Origin of the sequence: Leptotrichia hongkongensis, assembly GCF_007990635.1 — a bacterium.
Lineage (GTDB): Bacteria > Fusobacteriota > Fusobacteriia > Fusobacteriales > Leptotrichiaceae > Leptotrichia > Leptotrichia hongkongensis.
Genome location: NZ_AP019846.1, coordinates 632,351 through 652,462, shown reverse-complemented (window position 1 = coordinate 652,462; position 20,112 = coordinate 632,351). Strand labels below are relative to the sequence as shown.

Annotated in this window: 19 protein-coding genes and 1 pseudogene; 8 read left to right on the top strand and 12 right to left on the bottom strand. The window is 29.7% G+C overall.

What is annotated here, in order from left to right; translation table 11 throughout:
- Positions 1-62: 62 nt before the first annotated feature.
- The 6 genes from FVE75_RS03120 to FVE75_RS03095 form a co-directional block, all read right to left on the bottom strand.
- Positions 63-689, bottom strand: coding sequence for a flavodoxin (locus FVE75_RS03120; protein WP_147005176.1), 627 nt, complete (start codon positions 687-689; stop codon positions 63-65).
- Positions 690-736: 47 nt separating this feature from the next.
- Positions 737-1,729: an alpha/beta hydrolase gene (locus FVE75_RS03115; protein WP_147005175.1), complete on the bottom strand. Its 993-nt coding sequence runs from the start codon at positions 1,727-1,729 to the stop codon at positions 737-739.
- Between the two features lie 59 nt (positions 1,730-1,788).
- Entirely contained in the window at positions 1,789-2,670 is an 882-nt protein-coding gene (locus tag FVE75_RS03110) for an alpha/beta hydrolase (RefSeq protein WP_051312004.1), read from the bottom strand.
- A 90-nt stretch (positions 2,671-2,760) separates the two neighbouring features.
- On the bottom strand, positions 2,761-4,434 hold the full coding sequence (locus FVE75_RS03105) for a carboxylesterase/lipase family protein (RefSeq protein WP_147005174.1): 1,674 nt from the start codon (positions 4,432-4,434) through the stop codon (positions 2,761-2,763).
- Positions 4,431-5,492 (bottom strand): cupin domain-containing carboxymuconolactone decarboxylase family protein, encoded by a 1,062-nt coding sequence (locus tag FVE75_RS03100; protein WP_147005173.1) that lies wholly within the window; start codon positions 5,490-5,492, stop codon positions 4,431-4,433. The genes FVE75_RS03105 and FVE75_RS03100 overlap by 4 nt, the downstream gene beginning before the upstream one ends.
- A 171-nt stretch (positions 5,493-5,663) precedes the next feature.
- A complete protein-coding gene (locus tag FVE75_RS03095; RefSeq protein ID WP_147005172.1) occupies positions 5,664-6,728 on the bottom strand; it encodes an alpha/beta hydrolase in 1,065 nt (354 codons plus the stop codon).
- Positions 6,729-6,875: 147 nt separating this feature from the next.
- On the opposite strand from FVE75_RS03095, the gene FVE75_RS03090 reads away from it, so the two are divergent.
- The gene (locus FVE75_RS03090; protein WP_147005171.1) at positions 6,876-7,727 is read left to right on the top strand and encodes a LysR family transcriptional regulator; all 852 of its coding nucleotides are present in this window, start codon (positions 6,876-6,878) and stop codon (positions 7,725-7,727) included.
- Between the two features lie 35 nt (positions 7,728-7,762).
- Here the strand turns inward: FVE75_RS03090 and FVE75_RS03085 are convergent, their stop codons facing one another.
- The 4 genes and pseudogenes from FVE75_RS03085 to FVE75_RS03070 all read right to left on the bottom strand — a co-directional run bounded on the left by FVE75_RS03085 (position 7,763) and on the right by FVE75_RS03070 (position 10,063).
- Positions 7,763-8,605 carry an aldo/keto reductase gene (locus FVE75_RS03085; protein WP_147005170.1) on the bottom strand — a complete coding sequence of 281 codons (843 nt, stop codon included), beginning with the start codon at positions 8,603-8,605 and terminating at the stop codon, positions 7,763-7,765.
- A 199-nt stretch (positions 8,606-8,804) separates the two neighbouring features.
- A pseudogene (locus FVE75_RS03080) lies at positions 8,805-8,933 on the bottom strand (sugar O-acetyltransferase); the annotation flags it as partial.
- A gap of 35 nt (positions 8,934-8,968) precedes the next feature.
- Complete coding sequence (gene ybaK, locus FVE75_RS03075; protein ID WP_147005169.1) at positions 8,969-9,469, bottom strand: Cys-tRNA(Pro) deacylase; 501 nt, start codon at positions 9,467-9,469, stop codon at positions 8,969-8,971.
- A 162-nt stretch (positions 9,470-9,631) separates the two neighbouring features.
- Complete coding sequence (locus FVE75_RS03070) at positions 9,632-10,063, bottom strand: hypothetical protein (protein ID WP_147005168.1); 432 nt, start codon at positions 10,061-10,063, stop codon at positions 9,632-9,634.
- 460 nt (positions 10,064-10,523) lie between these two features.
- Here FVE75_RS03070 and FVE75_RS03060 point away from each other — a divergent pair, with 460 nt between their 5' ends.
- The 4 genes from FVE75_RS03060 (at position 10,524) to gltS (ending at position 15,742) form a co-directional block, all read left to right on the top strand.
- A complete protein-coding gene (locus tag FVE75_RS03060) occupies positions 10,524-12,236 on the top strand; it encodes a proline--tRNA ligase (protein ID WP_147005167.1) in 1,713 nt (570 codons plus the stop codon).
- Positions 12,237-12,423: 187 nt separating this feature from the next.
- Positions 12,424-13,050, top strand: a complete 627-nt coding sequence (locus tag FVE75_RS03055; protein WP_147005166.1) for an HAD family hydrolase — start codon at positions 12,424-12,426, stop codon at positions 13,048-13,050.
- 143 nt (positions 13,051-13,193) lie between these two features.
- Positions 13,194-14,282, top strand: coding sequence for a glycerol dehydrogenase (locus FVE75_RS03050; protein ID WP_147005165.1), 1,089 nt, complete (start codon positions 13,194-13,196; stop codon positions 14,280-14,282).
- A gap of 218 nt (positions 14,283-14,500) precedes the next feature.
- The gene (gene gltS, locus FVE75_RS03045; RefSeq protein ID WP_147005164.1) at positions 14,501-15,742 is read left to right on the top strand and encodes a sodium/glutamate symporter; all 1,242 of its coding nucleotides are present in this window, start codon (positions 14,501-14,503) and stop codon (positions 15,740-15,742) included.
- Positions 15,743-15,807: 65 nt separating this feature from the next.
- On the opposite strand, the gene FVE75_RS03040 is transcribed toward gltS, so the two are convergent.
- On the bottom strand, positions 15,808-17,250 hold the full coding sequence (locus FVE75_RS03040) for an acyl-CoA dehydrogenase family protein (protein WP_147005163.1): 1,443 nt from the start codon (positions 17,248-17,250) through the stop codon (positions 15,808-15,810).
- Between the two features lie 717 nt (positions 17,251-17,967).
- A complete protein-coding gene (locus FVE75_RS03035) occupies positions 17,968-18,252 on the bottom strand; it encodes a hypothetical protein (protein ID WP_147005162.1) in 285 nt (94 codons plus the stop codon).
- A gap of 561 nt (positions 18,253-18,813) precedes the next feature.
- Here FVE75_RS03035 and FVE75_RS10890 point away from each other — a divergent pair.
- The 3 genes from FVE75_RS10890 (at position 18,814) to FVE75_RS10880 (ending at position 20,090) form a co-directional block, all read left to right on the top strand.
- Positions 18,814-18,984 carry a hypothetical protein gene (locus FVE75_RS10890; RefSeq protein ID WP_172618765.1) on the top strand — a complete coding sequence of 57 codons (171 nt, stop codon included), beginning with the start codon at positions 18,814-18,816 and terminating at the stop codon, positions 18,982-18,984.
- 418 nt (positions 18,985-19,402) lie between these two features.
- Positions 19,403-19,558: a hypothetical protein gene (locus FVE75_RS10885; protein ID WP_172618764.1), complete on the top strand. Its 156-nt coding sequence runs from the start codon at positions 19,403-19,405 to the stop codon at positions 19,556-19,558.
- Between the two features lie 361 nt (positions 19,559-19,919).
- Complete coding sequence (locus FVE75_RS10880; RefSeq protein WP_172618763.1) at positions 19,920-20,090, top strand: hypothetical protein; 171 nt, start codon at positions 19,920-19,922, stop codon at positions 20,088-20,090.
- Positions 20,091-20,112 lie beyond the last annotated feature (22 nt).

Sequence of the window (20,112 nt, the reverse complement as noted above, 5' to 3'; positions counted from 1 at the left end):
TTCAGTTTTTCATATTCTTCATCTGAAACTTCTTCAAACCACTCTGCATCTCCAGTTTCTATTCAGTATTTTAAGCTTTTCACCCAATCTACAACCTCAGATTCATTATAACTGCTGGAAAATCTTTGTCCAGCAACCCAGTTTCCTGTTTTTGTCAATTTTTTCAATCTGTTTCCGCTAGCCCCATCTCCTGTTGACATTGATGTACCAAACGGAATTACAGTTTTTCCAGTAAAATCATTTTTCTTAACAAAATCATCCATAACCCAGGAAGCCTCTCTCCACCAAATCGGATACCCGATAAATACGGTATCATATGAAGAAAAATCAGGAATAAACGCATTTTTCAATTCTACATTTCTACTATTTGGGTTATCATGTTCTCTGTTAACTCTACTATTTTTATCAGTCCAATTCAAATCATCACTTGTATACTCGTTTTTTACTTCCAATTTAACCAAATCTGCATTCGTTTCTCTCGCAATAATTTTAGCAACTCCTTCAGTTGTTCCAGTTTGCGAGTAATATACAACTAAGACTTTTCCGTTCCCTTTTTTTGCATTTCCGTTTTTTCTTGAATTTTGGTTATTTACTGCTGAAGAATTATTTCCACATGCAATAAATCCAAATAATACCGCCATATTTAAAATTACTTTACAAAATCTATTTCTATTTACAAAATTTTTCATTTTTTTGCCTCCTGTTTTATTTTTAAATATACTCTATATTCTTTGTTTTATAAATTTTTATTATAAAACTGTGTCAATTTTCCACTAATTTCTTTCACAAACTCAGGCTTCCAGTAAGTTTGAATATGAGTTGCACCTTTTACTAAAAATAATTCTTTATTATTTGTTCCAGTTGCATTTTTAAAAACTTCTTCTGTCATATACAAACTATCAGCCTTATCTCCAGCTATCATTAATAATGGTTGATTTATCAAATCTACATTAGTGTTAACATCAAAAGACATTAAATCTAATAAGCTACTAACTGTATTATTAGTTTGAGAATTTGGGTGTTTATGAGTTACTCCATAATATTCATAACCATCTCTATACAATTCAAAAGGTAATGCTGCTATTTCTTCTTTTGTCATTCCATCTGCAAAAGCTGGTGTGTATCTAACTTCTCCACCTGCTGCTTCTTGTGCTCTTGCATCTGAAGCATCTTTTAAACGAGTTTGTATAGTATCCATTTGTGTACGATTATATCCATTACGTCTAACATCACCTGTATTAAACATACTTACAGTCGCTACAGTTTTAAATCTTTTATCTGTTTGTGCTACTTTTATTGAGTAGCCACCTCCACCACAAATCCCTAATAAACCTAATCTATTTTTATCTACACCAGGATATTGAGTTATGAAATCAGCTGCAGCTCTTATATCTTCCATACGATTTGCAGGTTTATCTATATAACGAGGTTTTCCTCCACTTGCTCCTTGATAAGCAGCATCAAAAGCTATTGTAACATATCCTTGTTCTGCTAATTTTTGTGCATATAACCCTGCAACTTGTTCTTTAACTCCACCATTTGGGTGTGCCACTACTATTGCTGGAAATTTACCATTTGGAGTATAATTTGCAGGTTTGTATACATTAGCTGCAATATCAATTCCATTAATTTTATAACTTACTTTTTCTACATTTACCTTTCCTTCTTCATTTTTTGTAATTGCTCCATCATATACAAATGTAAAAGGATTATTTCTATAATCTGCCATTGCCATACCTCCTATTAAAAATGTCATAATTAATAATTTTTTTATCACTATTTACCTTCTTATTTTTCCCAAAATTTTATAGCACTATCTATCCAATTTTCTGCTGAAGTTCCTATACCTAATCCAAAGCCATGCTCTACATTTTTATATTTATGAAATTCTACTTTTAAGCCTGCTTTTTTCATTTCATTAAATCTATTTTCAACAACTCTTGGATTAGCAATTCCATCTCTGTCACCAACTGCCATAAATGTAGGAGGATCATTTAGTGTAAAACTAGCTAATCCTGTGTAAAGCATAACTATTGTATTGGGTTTAGTATAATTTTTTTCTCCAAAAGAAACTAAACCTCTTGAGCCAATTGCTGCAACCATCCTAGCTCCTGCTGAACTTCCCCATAAAGAGTAATTATTTATATCAACTTCAAATAAATCTTTATTTTCAATTATATATGATATTGCTCTTGCTAGGTCCTGAGTTGCCCTATAACCATCTTCAACTCTATATTGTAAAACAAAAGCATTATAACCTCTTTTATTTAATTCTATTGCATAAGGAAAACCCTCATGTATAGAACCAACATAGGAAAAGCCTCCACCCGCATTGATTATAGCAAAAGGTGCATTTTTATTTCCTTTAAAGAAAAATATTCCTGTATTTGCTTTGCTCTTATCTTCTTTTATTTCTTTATCGGTATAAATTTTATAGAATATCTCTTCACCCTTTTCACTTCTATCAATTATATAATTAATACTCTTTAAAGTTGTATCAGTATTTATATTATTATGATATGGTAATAAATAAGCTATATCTTTTAATTTTGAGTTTGGATTGTAACCATGTTCAAGAGGTAAAATAAATTTTGAAAACTCTTTTATACTTGGATAAGTTAAAAGTTCTTTTATTGTACTATCTTTATTTAAGTATTCTTTTTTTAACATTTTTTCTCCTCCAACACTTGCTTCTATACTTTTTATATAGAAAAAGTTAATAATAATTAAAATTAATATATTCAGTCTTCTCATAATATTTTAGAAATTATAGTCAGGTGCTAATAATTTCATTAACTCCTCATCATGTTTATATTTAACTTCTGACTTATCATCAAAAATCATAACTGCTCCATTTTTAGTATTATATGGTAACCATTTTGGTAAACCTTCTGCATTAGGATTCCCTGTTCTTGCAAAATTTATCCAAACTTGACTAATTTTTCCTGCTAATTTATAGGCATCCTTTCCTCTACCTTTTAAAGTTCCTTCAACTTTATCTATATTATTAAATACAAATGGAATTTCTGCTGTATGAAAAGACATTGCCATACCATCAATCATAGGATTATCCCAAGCAAAAATATAACTATATACAGGAGCTCCATTTTGATTTGCTTTTAATCTTGTTGTTTTCAATGTTTGTTTTCTTAATAAAGCATCAACATAAAGTGCATCTACTGCTTTTCTTTCTGGATAAGCCTTTTTAAATTCTTTCGCTATTGCTTCTGCTCTATCACCATATTTTTCTTGCATTTTCTTTTTTATTTCTGCATTAGTAAAAGTATTTTTATTTTCAACTTTATTATTTGATAATACAAATGGCATTGTTTCCCATTCTGTTAAGTTAGTACCTATTAATAAAGGAATATCTCTTGATTGTTCTGAATATTTTTCTCCTACAGGTTCTACTGGAATATAGCTATCTAATTTAGGTGCCCAATCAAGTCCTGGTTGTCCAGTTAAAACATTTTTATAACCTTGTTCCTCAGCTGTTTTTGCTAAGGCTTTTTCTGTTGCTTCCATAACTTTTTCATAAGGTATTTTTTGAATTTCATCTACATTTTTTGCATTTAATCCTAAATTTTCAAGAGTTAATTCTGCAACTCTTCTAGTTGTTTTTTCAGGTAAAAGTGTCATACCCATTTCTTCCACTGCACCACTTTCAGATATAGCTTTGTGGAATAAACCTTTTGCAGCTGGTGTTGCCATAAGAGTTAAAACTTTTGCTCCTCCTCCTGACTCTCCAAATATAGTTACATTATTAGGATCTCCTCCAAATTCTTCTATGTTATCTCTTATCCATTCAAGAGAAGCAACTAAATCCATAATTCCAGCATTGGCAGAATTTTTATATTTTTCTCCATAAGCTGATAAATCTAAGAAACCTAGTGAATTTAATCTATGATTTACAGAAACTACTACTACATCTCCTTTTTTACTTAAATTTTTTCCATCAAAAATATAATTTTCAGCAGATGAACCGCTTCTAAAACCTCCACCATGTAACCATACCATTACTGGTCTTTTCTTTCCATCTTTTATACCAGGAGTCCATATATTTAAGTTATGAGAATTTTCACTCATCTCTAATTTAGGTCCTGCAAACCAACCTCCACTTGAAACCATACTCTCACCTTGTGAAAAATATGTTCCAAAAGTTACAGTTTGTTTAATACCATTCCATTTTTCTACTTTTTTAGATGCCATAAATCTTTCGGCTCTTGCATAAGGTACACCTAAGTAAGTATATATTTCATCTTGAATAAATCCTTGTATTTTTCCACTTTCTGTTGTAGCTATTGTATTAGTATTTTGATTTACAGTATTTTCAATTTTTTTAACTACATTTTTATTTTCATTTGTTTCAGAAAATAATAAATTTCCAGTTCCAATTTGTAATAAAAATAAAGCTACTAATAACATTTTTTTCATTTTTCAACAACTCCTTTTAATCTATTAGATGAATCACTATCAACTTCTTTATTTAAAATATTTACAACTTTTTCTAAATCACTTTTTTTAATTCCTAGATTACTTATTAAATTAACATGTGAAGCTAATTGTGCCTCTCCACCTGATATTGTGGAAATGGTTGAAACTGTTGTTAATTCTCTATTTACATAGTTTAAATTATCTCTACTAAATAAATAACCAAATAAATGTGCCTTTAAAGCATAGTCAACTCCATCAAAATTTTGTAATAATCCACTGCTATCTCTTTGAGATAAAATACTTAAAGTTTCTGTTCCATATTCATAGTAATTTATATCCCCCTTATTTGTAGGAACTTTCCCTTCAATATCTTTTTTACCATTAACTTTTCTTTCTTCTAACACTTTATTTAAAGTAAGCATTCCATTTAGTGCTCTTGGAAAACCTATATAAGCATATTGATGATTTAAAATTTCTCTTATTTCATTAATAGTTAAACCTTTATCTAATCCCTTATTCAAAGCTACTTTTAATTTATTTAAATCTCCTTTTGCTGTATTAGCTGCTATTGAAACAATAGCTAGTTGTTTTTCTGTCAAAGAAGTATTTTGTTTATGTGTTTCAATAGAAGTTTTTAATCTTTCTTCTGTTGGTTTTTCATTTAATTCAACTTTTTCAAACCAAGTAGTTGTATTATTTTCAGTATCAGGTGTTATTACTAAGTGGGACATTGAAGTTGTTTCCCCAGCTCCATGCCAATGTTTTACATCTGCTGGTATCCATACAACATCATCTTTCTTTACATATTGAATTTCCTTACCCCATTCTTGAACTCTACCTTCTCCCTCAGTTATACATAAATATTGCCCTTTTGAATGTGAATGCCAATTGTTAACTACTCCAACTTCAAAATCTACTATTGCAACACTATCCTTAGATATATCAATTTGTGGTAAGATTGCAAACTCTGCTTCTCCTGAAAAATATTTTGGATCTGCTTTGATATATTTTAAATTTTCTTTTTTAGTAATACTTAGATTATTTACTGAATTTGCCATAATTAAATTCCTCCCAGTAAAAAGATTGTGAAAGTTAAGATATATTTTTTTATTTTTTCATTCTTTTCCTTCCAAATTTTATTTTAAGAGTCAAAATTATTTATTTTGGCATTTTTTAATTCCACATGAACTTTATCAAGATTTTCATGTGCTTTTATTACTCTGCTATTTTTATTTTGCTAATCCTTTTTCCCTCATCCATTTTTCCATAGCATTTGCTACTTCTCTATTATTTAAATCTGCCATCATAAAGTGTGTACTTCCTTTTATTCCTATATCAGGTAGCATTACAACTTTTACATCTCCACCTGCTTCATTCATCATTTTTTCCCATTTTCTTGCTAAGTTTACTCTTATTCTCCAGTTATCAAGTCCCCAGTTATCTGTTATTTCAGTTGGAATATTATCTCCAAAATATACAACTATCGGTACTTTTGTTAATTTTTTAAATTCTTCATCTGATACTTCGTATCCACTAGCAGGAAATGGACTTGTAGTTTTTTCTACTTTAGGTAATTTCCCTTTTGGAAATGGAAATGTTCCTGGTTCTAATGCAATTACTCCTTTGACTTTGTCAGATTTTATCGCAGTATCCCATCCTGGTCCTCCACCGGCAGAGTGAGTTACTAAAACTCCATTTCCAGATTTTTCAAAAACTTTTACCATTGCATCACTTATAACTTTTTGGTTAAAATCTCCAGTATCAGGAGTCATCTGTCTAAAAAACTGTTCTCGAGATTCCTTATCTCTAGGGACTGAAACATTGTCATATATATTTGGCCATTGTCCTATACGAAAATTATTATACCAAAGCTGGTCATCCGGTCTTGCTGTTAAATTTCTTGGAACTGTTGACTGCCCAGCTCTACCACGTCTAGGCTGGTCAACAATATATGTACTGTATCCTTTTTCCAAAAATATATTTTGAAATCCATCTCTTCCATCTGGTGTACTTTCCCAACTTTTTCCTGACTGTCCATACCCATGTAAAAATACAATACTATTCTTTTTTGCTTTTACTGGCTTTTGATAAAATACATAGGCATGATCTCCATGTAATGTTTCCCCATCAAAATTCATAGGCTCCGAATCTTTATATTCTCCTGGTGATGTTACAACTGTTCCTCCTGCCATAAAACTTCCCTGTTCTTTAATTGTTACAGGCTTCTGAAATCCAAAACTTGCAGTTGCTAATAATATCCCTATTGCCATTAATAATATTAAATTTTTTTTCATATATAATCTCCTTCATTTTCTTATTTTTATTTCCTTATCTTCATGTAGTTATAATACTAAAATTTAAGATAAAAGTACAATACCGTTTATAAAATGTGCTATAATTAAAATGCATACTAGAAATAAAAATTATATGAGGTGATTTATATGATAGAATTGGAACAACTTAAACAGCTTATTGCATTTGCAACATATGGAACATTATCAAAAGCTGCTGAAGAGTTGTATATTTCACAGCCTGCCCTTTCCCGTTCGATACAAAAGCTGGAAAAAACTTTAGGGGTTGAACTGTTTGACAGGAAAAAAAATAAGATGGAATTAAATGAAAATAGAAAAACTGTTATCCAGTACGCAGAAAAAATATTCAATCTTGTAGATGAAATGGAAGAAAAAGTTAATAAAAATAATCTGGTTCAAAATAATTTTTCAATCGGTTCATGTGCTCCGGCTCCATTGTGGGATATGATTTCATTATTTGGAAGATTTTATCCTGAAAAATATATTCTTCATAAAATAGAAAATAATCTTCAGTTATTTGAAAAACTTAAAAATGACATTTATCAGATGATTATACTTTCTGAACCTATTAATAATTCTGAATTTTTCTGCATAAAATACAAAACTGAACAACTATTTTTATCAGTTCCTTTGCAGCATCCACTGGCTAAAAAAAAGGAAATACATTTTTCAGATATTACAGATGACAGAATGCTCTTATTCAATCCAATCGGAATATGGAAGGATGTAGTTTTAGAAAAAATGCCTAATATGAACTTTCTTATCCAAAACGACAGGATTATTTATCAGGAATTAGCTGAAATGCAAAATTTACTGCATTTCCGTTCAAATTTCACACTTGAACGTGAAGACAATTTCAAAAATAATATTTCAATCCCAATTGCTGACAAGGAAGCAAAAATGACTTTCTACTGTGTCTGTAAGAAAAATATAAAAAATGAAATTGAGAAACTTTTTGATAGTTTTAGTAAAAATTCTTAAAAAATAAGAGGGAAGAAATCTCCCTCGTATTTTTATTATTTCCTTCCATTAAGCCATTTTACTATTTCTACATCATCATGGTTTAAAAATAAACTTTCCTTTTTATCAAGTTCAGATATTTTTCCCATATCCTCACTGTTCAATTCAAAGTCAAATACATTAAAATTTTCTTCAATTCTTTCTTTTCTGACTGATTTTGGTATTACAACTACATCTCTCTGAATTAGCCATCTTAAAATTACCTGAGCCACAGATTTATTGTATTTTTTACCAATTTCAGACAAAATTTCATTTGCAAATATTCCATTTTTTCCTTCTGCAAAAGGTCCCCATGATTCTATTTGAACCCCATATTCTTTCATTATTTCATTTGCTTTAACCTGCTGATTGAAAGGATGTGTTTCCACCTGATTTACAGCTGGCACTACTTCATTATTCATAATAAAATCAACCAGTCTGTCAGGATAGAAGTTACTTACACCAATTGCTTTTATTTTCCCTTCCTTATACAGCTCTGTCATTGCTCTCCAAGCTCCATATACATCATTAAATGGCTGATGTATCAGATATAAATCAATATATTCCAAATCCAATTTTTTTAAAGAAGTTTCAAATGCCAATTTTGCCTTTTCATAATTTGCATCACTTACCCATAATTTTGTTGTAACAAAAATTTCTTCCCTAGGTATACCGCTTCTTTTTATAGCTCTTCCCACAGCTTCTTCGTTTCTGTAGGATGCAGCCGTATCAATTAATCTATATCCTGCTTTTAACGCATTGTAAACCGCTTCCTCACATTCTTTCATATCATCAATTTGAAATACTCCGAATCCTAATATCGGCATTTTTACTCCATTATTTAAAGTTACGTATTTCATAATATTTCCTCCTAATTTTATATATCCGTTTTCTAATTTATAGTTACACTATCAATCTTCTTGAACATATTTTACAAAAAAATTTTTCTAAAGTACAATATCAATTTTGCAAGTTTACTATAACTAAAATGCATACTAAAGGAATGAAGCAGAAAAATAAATTAACGTTTAAACATCGTATCTTTTCCTCCTTTATCGTTTACTTTCTCTCTTCTTCTGTCAACTCTCTTATCACTTTAGCAGGAATCCCTCCTGCAATACTGTATTTTGGAACATCTTTCGTAACCACTGCCCCAGCTGCTACAATAGAGCCTTTCCCAATTCTAACTTTCTCTTTCATAAAAACAATCATCCCTTCACAATCTAAATTTCTTCCATCGTCAAATCCACAATATTTCCTTTCACAACTTCAACCAATTTTTGTCTTTCTACTTCCATCTGCAGTCCTCGTCTGCCAGCCGAAACCATTATTTTATCAAATTTTTCAACTTCCTTGTCAAAAAAAGTTTTAAACAGCTTCTTCATTCCTACAGGAGAACATCCTCCACGAATATATCCTGTTTCTTTTTCCAGTTCTGAAAGTGGCAATAAATCAATATTTTTCTCTTCACAGGCCTTTGCAACCTTTTTCAAATCCAAATGTGCTTCTCCATGAATTACACACACATACAAATTTTTACTTTTCCCTTTCAAAACAATTGTCTTAAAAACTCTATCCGCTAGTTCAGGCAACTTCTCAGCAACACCAAGCCCTCCACTTTTATTCTCGCTCCACTCATAAGTGTGAATAATATATGGAATCTTCTGTTTATCAAGCTGTCTTAATGCATTTGTTTTTGCAATTTTTTCTTTCTTATGTTTCATATTTCATTGCCCCCATACTCGATTTTTGTTATTTTTAGTATATCAAATTAATTTTTTTCAGTCAATTAAAAAAAATCTATCCTTATGATAAAAAGAGAAAAATTTAAACAAAAATAAAAGAGCAAAAATATAAACTATTGCCCTTTTACGTTAAAAAAAATTTTATTTGTCTTCTATAACTTTGTGAGTTTCAAAAATTCTCTCCATTGTTTTTTTGAATGTTGGAGAACCTACCAAATCATATTGTTTTTGTGTAGGTCTTTTACATACTGCTGCGTAGTAGAACTCGTGAATTTTATCTTTTCCACCATTAATATCACGAAGTCCAGCTTCACCTAGCATTTCATTAAATTGTTTAATTCCTTGCTGAACTTCTGCTAAAGTGTGTGTCATTTTCTTACCATCTTTTATGTAGCTTTCTTCCATAATTATAGATCCTATTGGCACACAAGCGGCTACTTCCTGTCCATCTTTATTGTAAAATTCTGTCCATTCCTTCTCGCTCATAAAAAGCACTCCTCTTTCATCTCTATAAGGTTCTGCTATTCCAAAAGCTGAAAATGCCAATAATCCCAATAAAATTAGTTTTTTCATTGTAAATCTCTCCTTTTTTTCTAATTTTTTTATAAATTTAAAATAATTTTTCTATTCTTCTAAGATAATTATACCACATATTATATAAATTTCCAAATATTCAAACTTATATTTTATTAATAATTTTTCTATTTCCAATAAGAATTAATTAATTCCAAAACAGGGTCATCCCTATCTTCATTATAAACTATATAATCAATAAATATCTGCTCTACTTCCGCATTATTCTTCATGTTAACTAAAAAATTATATATTACTAATTTCAAATCGTTAGAAATTTTTTGTTTCAAACTCGCTTTAGCATATCGAATTGTAAAATCTTTTTATAGTAAATTCATTTTAAATTATAAATTTACTTTCTCATAATATTATTTTTTAAAAAACTATTGCTAAAAATTCAAAAAAAATATACAATATAAGCATTACAATACAATAAAAATTAAATATAGAAGGAGAAAATATGAGATTATCAAGAGCATTTTTAAAAACATATAAGGAAGCACCAAAAGAGGCTCAAATTGTGAGCCATCAGCTTATGCTTAGAGCATTTATGATTAAGCAGCTTACGAGAGGAGTTTATACTTATTTGCCATTTGGGTATAGAGTTCTTAAAAAGATAGAAAATATTACGAGGGAAGAAATGGATAAAGCAGGAGCTCAAGAATTGCTTATGCCTGTACTGCAGCCTGCTTCACTTTGGGAAGAATCTGGACGTTGGTTTGCTTATGGGCCTGAACTTATGAGATTAAAGGACAGAAATGAGAGGGAATTTTCGCTTGGGCCTACTCACGAGGAAGTTATTACGGATGTTGTAAGAGATTCAATTTCATCGTACAAGGAACTGCCTTTTAACGTTTATCAGATTCAGACAAAATTTAGGGATGAAATGCGTCCAAGATTCGGGCTTATGCGTGGAAGGGAATTTGTAATGAAGGATGCTTACAGTTTTCATTTAACACAGGAGTCGCTTGATGAGGAATATTTGAACATGAAAGACACTTATTCAAGAATTTTGGAAAGAATGGGACTTAATTACAGGGCAGTTGAAGCTGATACCGGTTCTATCGGAGGTGATGCTTCACACGAATTTATGGTGCTTGCAGAAAGTGGAGAAGATGATATTTTATACAGCGACTCTTCAGATTATGCGGCAAACGTTGAAAAAGCAACAAGCATTATTGAACTAAAAGAAAGCAGCGAAGAAAAACTTCCAAAAGAATTAGTTGAAACTCCAAATGCAAAAACAATTGAAGAGCTGGCTAATTTCTTGAATATCCCTAAAGAAAAAACTGTAAAGGCAGTAATGCTGAAGGAAATTCTTGAAGATGGGGAAAAATTTGTGCTAGCCCTAATTCGTGGAGATTTGGATGTAAATCCTATAAAATTAAAAAATGTAATTGGAGCTTCTACAGAACTTGAAATGATGAGCGAGGAAGAATGTGAAAAATTCGGACTGGTTGCTGGATATGCAGGCTCTTATGAAAAAAAAGAAGGCTTATACGTTGTAATTGACGAAACTGTAAAATATGTAAGAAACTTTGCTTTGGGTGCTAATAAAGCTGATTATCACTATGTAAACGTAAATATTGAAGACTTGGCATATGACTTAGTTGCAGATATCAGAACTGCCAGAGCTGGAGATATTTCCCCTGATGGAAAAGGAGTACTAAAAATTGCACGTGGAATAGAAGTTGGGCATATTTTCAAGCTTGGGGAAAAATATTCAAAAGCTCTAAACGCTACTGTTCTTGATGAAAATGGAAAACAAGCAGTTATGAAAATGGGATGTTACGGAATGGGAATGTCAAGAATCATTTCAGCTGCAATTGAACAAAACCACGATGAATACGGTATAATATGGCCAAAAGCAATAGCTCCTTACCATGTTGATGTGATAATCGCCAATATGAAAGACGAAACACAGGTAAATATAGGTGAACAATTGTATAATGAACTAAATCAAAATAAAATTGAAACTGTATTAGACGACAGAAATGAAAGAGCAGGATTCAAATTCAAAGATGCCGACTTAATTGGTTTCCCATTAAAAATAGTTGTTGGGAAAGGTGCAGCTGATGGAATTGTAGAAGTGAAAGATAGAAAAACTGGAGAAAGTACAGATATAAAAGTTGAAGAAGTTTTGAATTTTGTGAAGAATTTTATGGCAGAATAAAATTTGCTAATTGCAGAATTAATGGTAAATAATATCAGCAAGCTGAAAAGTATTTAAAAAATTATACAAAAACTTGGAAAAAGTGTGATATTATGAAGTTTAGGAAACAATATGTAATTATTAGAAACGTTGAAAATAAAAAAATTATTAATTAAAAGATAGACAAGTAGTCGGAGGTACAAACAAAATGGAAAATATGAATTCTAAAAAAATAAAAAATATAGTATTTGATTTAGGAAATGTTTTAATAAATTTTGACAAAGACACTTATTTAAAAGAAAAATTGCCAAAAGAAAAAAGAGAAGATTTTCATGACAATGTGATTGGTACAAAGGAATGGCTGATGCTTGACAGAGGGACTTTGACTTATCCTGAAGCTAAGAAAATTTTTAAGGAAAGAAGTCCACATTTGGCTACTGAAATTGATAATTTTTTTGACAAGGACTTTTTTGAATTGTTAAAGCCTATAAAAGAAAATATTGAGCTTCTTTACAAATTAAGAGATCATTATGAATACAAATTATATGTGCTTTCAAATTTTCACAAGGACTCATATGAATATGTCTTTAAACACAACGATTTCTTTAAATTATTTGAAGGCTGCCTAATTTCATGCTATTTCAAACTTTTAAAGCCAGAAGAAAAAATTTATGACACTCTTCTTTATGAATTTGGATTAATTCCAGAAGAAACATTGTTTATTGATGATATGAAGGAAAATATTGAAGCCGCTGAAAATAAAGGAATCAAAGGACTTCATTTGCCAGATTATACTAAATTAGAAGAGAAGTTGAAAAATATTTTAAAAATTTAATAAATTTAAAAATCAGGAAGTTACTTTAAACATTATATTTGAATAATTTCTTGATTTTTTATTTTAATTTTACTATTGACTTTGTGAAAAAATGCACTATAATATTATTAAAGAATTCTAAATTTTATAGGAGATGATTTTTTATGAGAAAGATTATTAATTCGCCATCAAAATACATTCAAGGAAAAGATGAAATCTCTAATTTGGCATCTTATTACAAATTACGTGGTAACAGCGGAGCATATCTTTTAGTAGATAAATTTATTTTTGATAATTTTAAGGATAAAATTGTTGAAAGCTTTGAAAAAGAAGGTATTAACTACCATGTTGAAGTTTTTGGGGGAGAATGTTCAAAAAATGAAATTAACCGAAATATTGATATTTTAAAAGAAAAAAAATGTGATGCAGTATTTGGAATCGGTGGAGGAAAAACTCTTGATGCGGCAAAAGCAGTGTCGTATTACGAAAATATTCCTGTCTTCATCGTTCCGACAATTGCTTCAACAGATGCACCATGCAGTGCCTTATCAGTTATCTACACTCCAAATGGAGAATTTGAAGAATACCTGTTCTTAAAGGCAAATCCTGATATGGTAATAATGGATACTGATGTAATCGTAAATGCCCCTGCCAGACTTCTTGTTGCTGGAATTGGAGATGCACTTGCTACTTATTATGAAGCCAAAGCCTGTGTTGATTCAAATGCCTCTTCAATCGCTGGAGGAGGGATTACAAAAGCTGCTATTGCAATTGCAGAATTATGTAAGGATACTTTATTCCAAGATGGTTTAAAAGCCAAAATTGCAGTAGAAAATAAAGTAGTTACGAAAGCTGTTGAAAATATAATCGAAGCAAATACTTATTTAAGTGGAATTGGATTTGAAAGTGGAGGACTTGCGGCAGCTCACGCTATTCATAACGGACTTACAATTCTGGAAGAAGGACATCACATGTATCATGGAGAAAAAGTTGCATTCGGAACAATTACGCAATTAGTTCTGGAAAACAGATGTTTATGCGAAATCAAAAAAGTTGTAGAGTTCTGTAAGAGTGTAGGGCTTCCTACAACATTGGATGAATTGGGAATGGGAAGTGTTTCCAAAGAAAGATTATATGAAGTAGCAAAAGCAAGTACAGCTGAAGGTGAAACAATCCACAACATGCCATTCAAAGTTACTGCCGATGATGTTTTTGCAGCAATACTTGTAGCAGATAAACTTGGAAAAAATTAATTTAATATTACTCTAAAAAATAAATATTTAAGAGGCTGTTTCAAAATGATTAAAATTTTGAGTTCAGCTTCTTTTTTTATAATTTATTTTATGTTTAAAAAATAGATTTGAATAAAAGAATTTTAAAATAAAAGTGTTTTTCTTTTAGATTTGCATTTTCTTAGATTTTATAGTATAATGTTGCATTACAAAAAAATTTATAGCGAGGTGAGTTATTTATGGTTAAAATTAACATGGATATGATTCAGACAATTGGATTAGCAGTTGTTTTGCTTTTAATTGGAATAAGACTCAGAAAAAAAATTAATTTTTTTGAAAAATATTGTATTCCAGCACCTGTTATTGGTGGATTTTTATTTTCAATAATTGTTTTTATCCTGAGGCAAACAAATATTGCTCAAATTAAATTTGATGATACATTGCAAAAATTCTTTATGGTAATGTTTTTTACAAGTGTAGGATTTAATGCCAGTCTTAAAGTGCTAAAAAAAGGTGGAAAAAAAGTTGTTATTTTCCTTTTTGTTGCAGCTGGATTATGTATTTTACAAAATGCTGTTGCTGTCGGACTGTCAAAATTTGTAGGACTTCCGCCGTTATTGGCATTAATGACAGGATCTACTCCAATGACTGGAGGGCATGGAACATCTGCAGCCGTAGCTCCAACAATCGAAGCTCTTGGACCTATGTATAAAGGGGCAAATGCAATTGCAATAGCTTCAGCAACTTTTGGACTTATTATGGGATCTGCAATGGGAGGGCCTATTGCCAGCAGACTTATAAAAAAACATAAATTATTACCAGAACATTTTGTAAAAGATGGGATACAGCATGGAGATGAAGACATCGATGAAGAAGTATTAAAAAGACAGAAGCCTTTTCTTGATGGGGAACGTTTTTCTATGGCATTTTTCTATATTCTAATTGCAATGGGAATTGGTTCATATTTATCAATATTTATTGACTATCTTATGAGTTTTACAAACTTTGAGGCACATTTTCCTGTTTACATTGGACCAATGATTGTTGCTGCAATTATTCGAAATTTGTCTGACAATGTAAAAGCATTGAATGCTCCGACAAAAGAAATAAGTATTCTTGAAGATGTGGCACTTAACCTATTTCTAGCAATGGCACTAATGACATTAAGATTATGGGAACTTATTGATTTAGCACTTCCAGTATTTATTTTACTTGTTGCACAAGTTATATTGATTTATTTCTATCTGAACTGGATAACATTTAAAGCAATGGGGTCTGATTATGATGCGGCTGTTATGGTTTCAGGTCATTGCGGATTTGGACTAGGGGCAACTCCAAATGGAATTTCAAATATGAAAGCTGTTACTGAAAAATATATCTACTCAAAAATGGCATTTTTCGTAATTCCAATAGTTGGATCGCTTTTCATTGACTTTGCAAATATTAGTATTATTACAATATTTACACAGTTTTTCAAATAGATAATTTGAATAAAAAAACAAAAGAAGAATAGCTTTTATTAGTTATCCTTCTTTTTTTTATTATTTTAACTGTTATACTCAAAATCTAAAATATCTTTTCTAATATCCCTTATCAAAAATTTTATTAAATTATCTGATTCTGCTTGAATTAAAAGAAACAATCTTGCCAGTATTTTACCAACAAAAACTTTTTTTATCTGATCCATCTCATTTAATGTATGATGTTTTAGAAAACTGATTAAATCGTCTACCTTATTAACAATATTATTTACCGATATATTTTCAAACCGTCTATCCGAAATAAATCTTTCATAAATTGTAGAATTTTTATTAATTCGGATTCCTTCCTTCTTCTCCACAACCGTAGCTTTTGAAAACTGGTCATAAATTTCTGCATAAAGCATATCATTCGGACCTTCAAAGATAGTAAACGGCCTAAAGTCAATTGCCACATTGCTCATCAGATGCCCAGCTTCAAATCCTTTTGCCCCTAGAAGTTTCTGTGCAATTTTTGCTGCTTTGTAAGTATATTCAGTAGCAAGGCTCTTTATAATATTTGCTTCCATTAATTTATCTGAAACAGACTTATCTGGAGAGACATTGTTACAAGTATAGCTATACATAATTTTTGATACATCGTAAGTATTTTCAATTTCATTTAATTCATTTTGAACAAATGGTATTTCTTTTTTAGCAAATTTATTTATATTTTTTACGATATATTCCATAATTCCATGTGTCATTCCAACTAGCTGCAATCTACTTCTTATAAAGATGTTTTGAAATTCTCTAAGACAATTTGCCTTGCTTTCTGAAAGTTTTATTATATATTTTGCAGGAATTTCTGTATCAACATGATTTACAGCATATCTTACTGCTTTTAGACCTTCCGAATTTAGCACATCATAAGTTATATATTCTCTTGGAACTAAAATTAAGCTAATTACTTTTGATAATTTACCGTCTTTCTTTTCCTTTGCTGCAATTAATAAAAAATCACTTTGAGAATTTCCTTGCCAATATTTATCAGCTTTAACATGAATTGTATTTTCATCAACATATTCATAGTAAGACTGCATTTCTTTTGCTATAGCAGATCCAGAAGTTTCAGGCTCTGTTATAGCCAGTCCTCCCCCTTCTCCGTTAAATATCATTTCCAGACCTTTTTCAATCTGCTCCTCATTCCCATATTCAACAAGCGGCTGTAATACTAATGCTCCTTCAATTCCTGTTCTAAGAGTAACTGGTACGCCATAGTTCCCAGCAATTCTAAGAACTTCCTGAATTTCAAGCTGACTATTTTTTCTTCCCCCAAATTTTTCTGGTAGAAAGGGCAGTAAAAGTCCACATTTTTTTATACTTAACCATTTCTTCTCTGACAAATAGTTCATTAAATTTATTTTCTCAATATTTCCATTTGAAAAAACATCATTAAAAGCCTTCTTTATACTAGACAGAAATTCTTCTGTATTCATTTTTAGAAAATTTTCATTTATAAATTTATTCATTTCTCTCCCCCAAAGCAAGTAATTTAAAACAAAATATTTTGGTTTCAAAATAATTTGTTTATATAACAACTGTTATTATAACATAAATGAAAAAAAATAACAATTTTTAAATACATTATATAGTAAAACTAGTTTAAAACAGAACTCAAAAGTTATGACTATTTTACTCAAACCCTAAATTATATAATTTTTATCAGTTAATTCTATACTATTCCCCGTTTGAATGACAAATATTTCTCGTCTCTAATGTGCTTTAGTATAAGATTATTTTGTTTAATAATGGTTTTTACTGTTTTTATTATGTTTTTTTTTATTTATTTTTGCAGGATTGCTCATTGCCGCAAATCCTTATCTTGCAATAAAGGCTTATCCTAATAATTAAAATTGTGGCAAGATTGCTACGCAATACCTATGGCTAGACTACGACTTTCATTTGCTCAACTCCGAAACTCCTCCTTCCAGTCGTCAAACAGTCGTAGCTGAACAAATAAAAGCTCCGTCGGTTTATTCAAAAAAATATTTTAATTATTTTGAAATACTAGATTTTTATCCTTCATTGAAAAAATTTATATCAAATTCGTTATTTAAATGGAATTTAGTATTAAATGATTCGAGTATATTATTAAAATCTCAAATAAAAAAACAATCAAAATATAGTATTTCTATACAATGACTGTCTTTAATTTGTTTAATTTTTTTATCTTTTAATTACATAACTTATTTTTTATTAGTATTTTTTAAATTTATAGTTTTTGTAGTATTGGTTTTTATATCCTTTGTAGTAGTTTTTGGAGCTTTTGGTTCTTTCGAAGTTCTATTTGTAATTGCTCTTTTTAAAGCCTTACCTGCACTATTTCCTAATACTACTCCACTATCCATTACCATTCCCATGGCTCTTCCATCCTCACCTCCAATTATTCTACCTGCCTGTGCAAAAGTACAGCTAATACAACTAAAAGCAATAATTGTTGTTAATAACAAAACTTTAAATTTAGATTTCATAATAATTCTCTCCTTTTTTACAGTAATCAATTTTCTTTTATTTTCAATAGTATATTAACATATATTATTTATAATGTCAATACCATTTTATAAAAAAGTTTTGAAAAACTTTTATTTTAATATAGTATTTAATTTACCGTATAAATATTGGCTTTTTTTATTTTATTTGTTATAATTATATAAATAGCAGAATATTTTTAAATTATATAATAATTAGTTTGTCGCAATATATTATACAATCTATGGTATTCAAATAAGGGATTTTTATTTAAATTTTGAAAAATTACTTGTTGTTAATAAATATTTTTTCATAATTATATGTTTTCCCTTTTTGTATAAGCAAGGAAAATCAATCGCCATTTCCCTTGCAACCCTGGCTCGTCTAAGCATTTTTTTGAAATAAAAACGAAACTCGCTAACGCTCAGACAATCGTTTTCATTCCAAAAAAATCACGACATTATACATTAACTTATAAAAATTATATATTTAAGTTCTTAAATTTGGAAAATATTAAATGCAAAGATACAAAATAATAAAAAAAATATAAGGAGTGATATTTTATGAAAAACATTTTTAAAATTCTGATTTTAATTTTAGTTGGGGTAAGTGTAGCTAGTTGCGAACTTTTTAGTCCTTCACGATGGGAAGAATATAATCGGAGCAGAGAAGAAAGAGGGAGAGAATGTTACAGAGATCGTTATGGTAATTTTTACTGTGAAGATACAAAATAATAAAAAAACAATACAAAAGAGTGATATTTTACAAAAAATATTTTTAAATTCTAATTTTAATTAAGTTAAATATGGCTAATTGTGAATTATTTATACTAATCCTCATTTAAATATCGATTTTATTACAAACTATTCCAACAAATAATAAAAATCTGATATTTCTAAATAATTTAAAAAGTAATTTTTATTTTAAACAGAATCTAGTATAAATAACCCGTCGGAGCATTTTTATGTGCTGGAAAAACTGTCTGAGCATAGCGAGTTTTTTGTCAGTGCAGAAAAATGTCGTAGACTAGCCATAGGTTATTGCGTAGCAATCTTGCCGCAATTTTAATTATTAGGATAAATCTTTATTGCAAGATAAGGTTTTGCGGCAATGAGCAATCCTACGAAAAAAAAATATAAGGAGTGATATTTTATGAAAAATATTTTTAAAATTCTAATTTTAATTTTAGTTGGATTAAGTATGATTGGATGTAGCCTACTAGATGAAGTAAACAGAGAAGACCAAGAAAGAGGGAGAACTTGTTATAAAGACCAATATGGAAATGTTTTTTGTGAAGATACAAAATAACAAAAAACAATACAAAGAAGTGATATTTTACGAAAAATATTTTTAAATTCTAATTTTAATTAGGTTAAATATGGCTAATTGTGAATTATTTATACTAACACCCTTTTAAATAACGATTTTATTACAAATTTTTCTAGTTAAGGAGTAAAACTTAATATTTTCAAATTATTAAAGTATAATTTTCACTTTTTAAATAGTTGCTAGTATAAATTAATCCGTCGGAGCATTTTTCTGTGCTGTCAAAACTGTCTGAGCATAGCGAGTTTTTTGTCAGTGCAGAAAAATGTCGTAGACTAGCCATAGGTGGTAGGATTTGCGGCAATGAGCAATCCTACGAAAAAAATATAAGGAGTGATATTTTATGAAAAACATTTTTAAAATTCTAATTTTAATTTTAGTTGGATTAAGTGTGGCTAGTTGTGAACTTTTTAGTCCAAATTATTGGAATGAAGTAAATAGGAGGAGAGAAGAAAGAGGGAGAACTTGTTATGAGAAATATAATGGCAATGTTTATTGTGAAGATACAAAATAATAAAAAATAATATAAGGAGTGA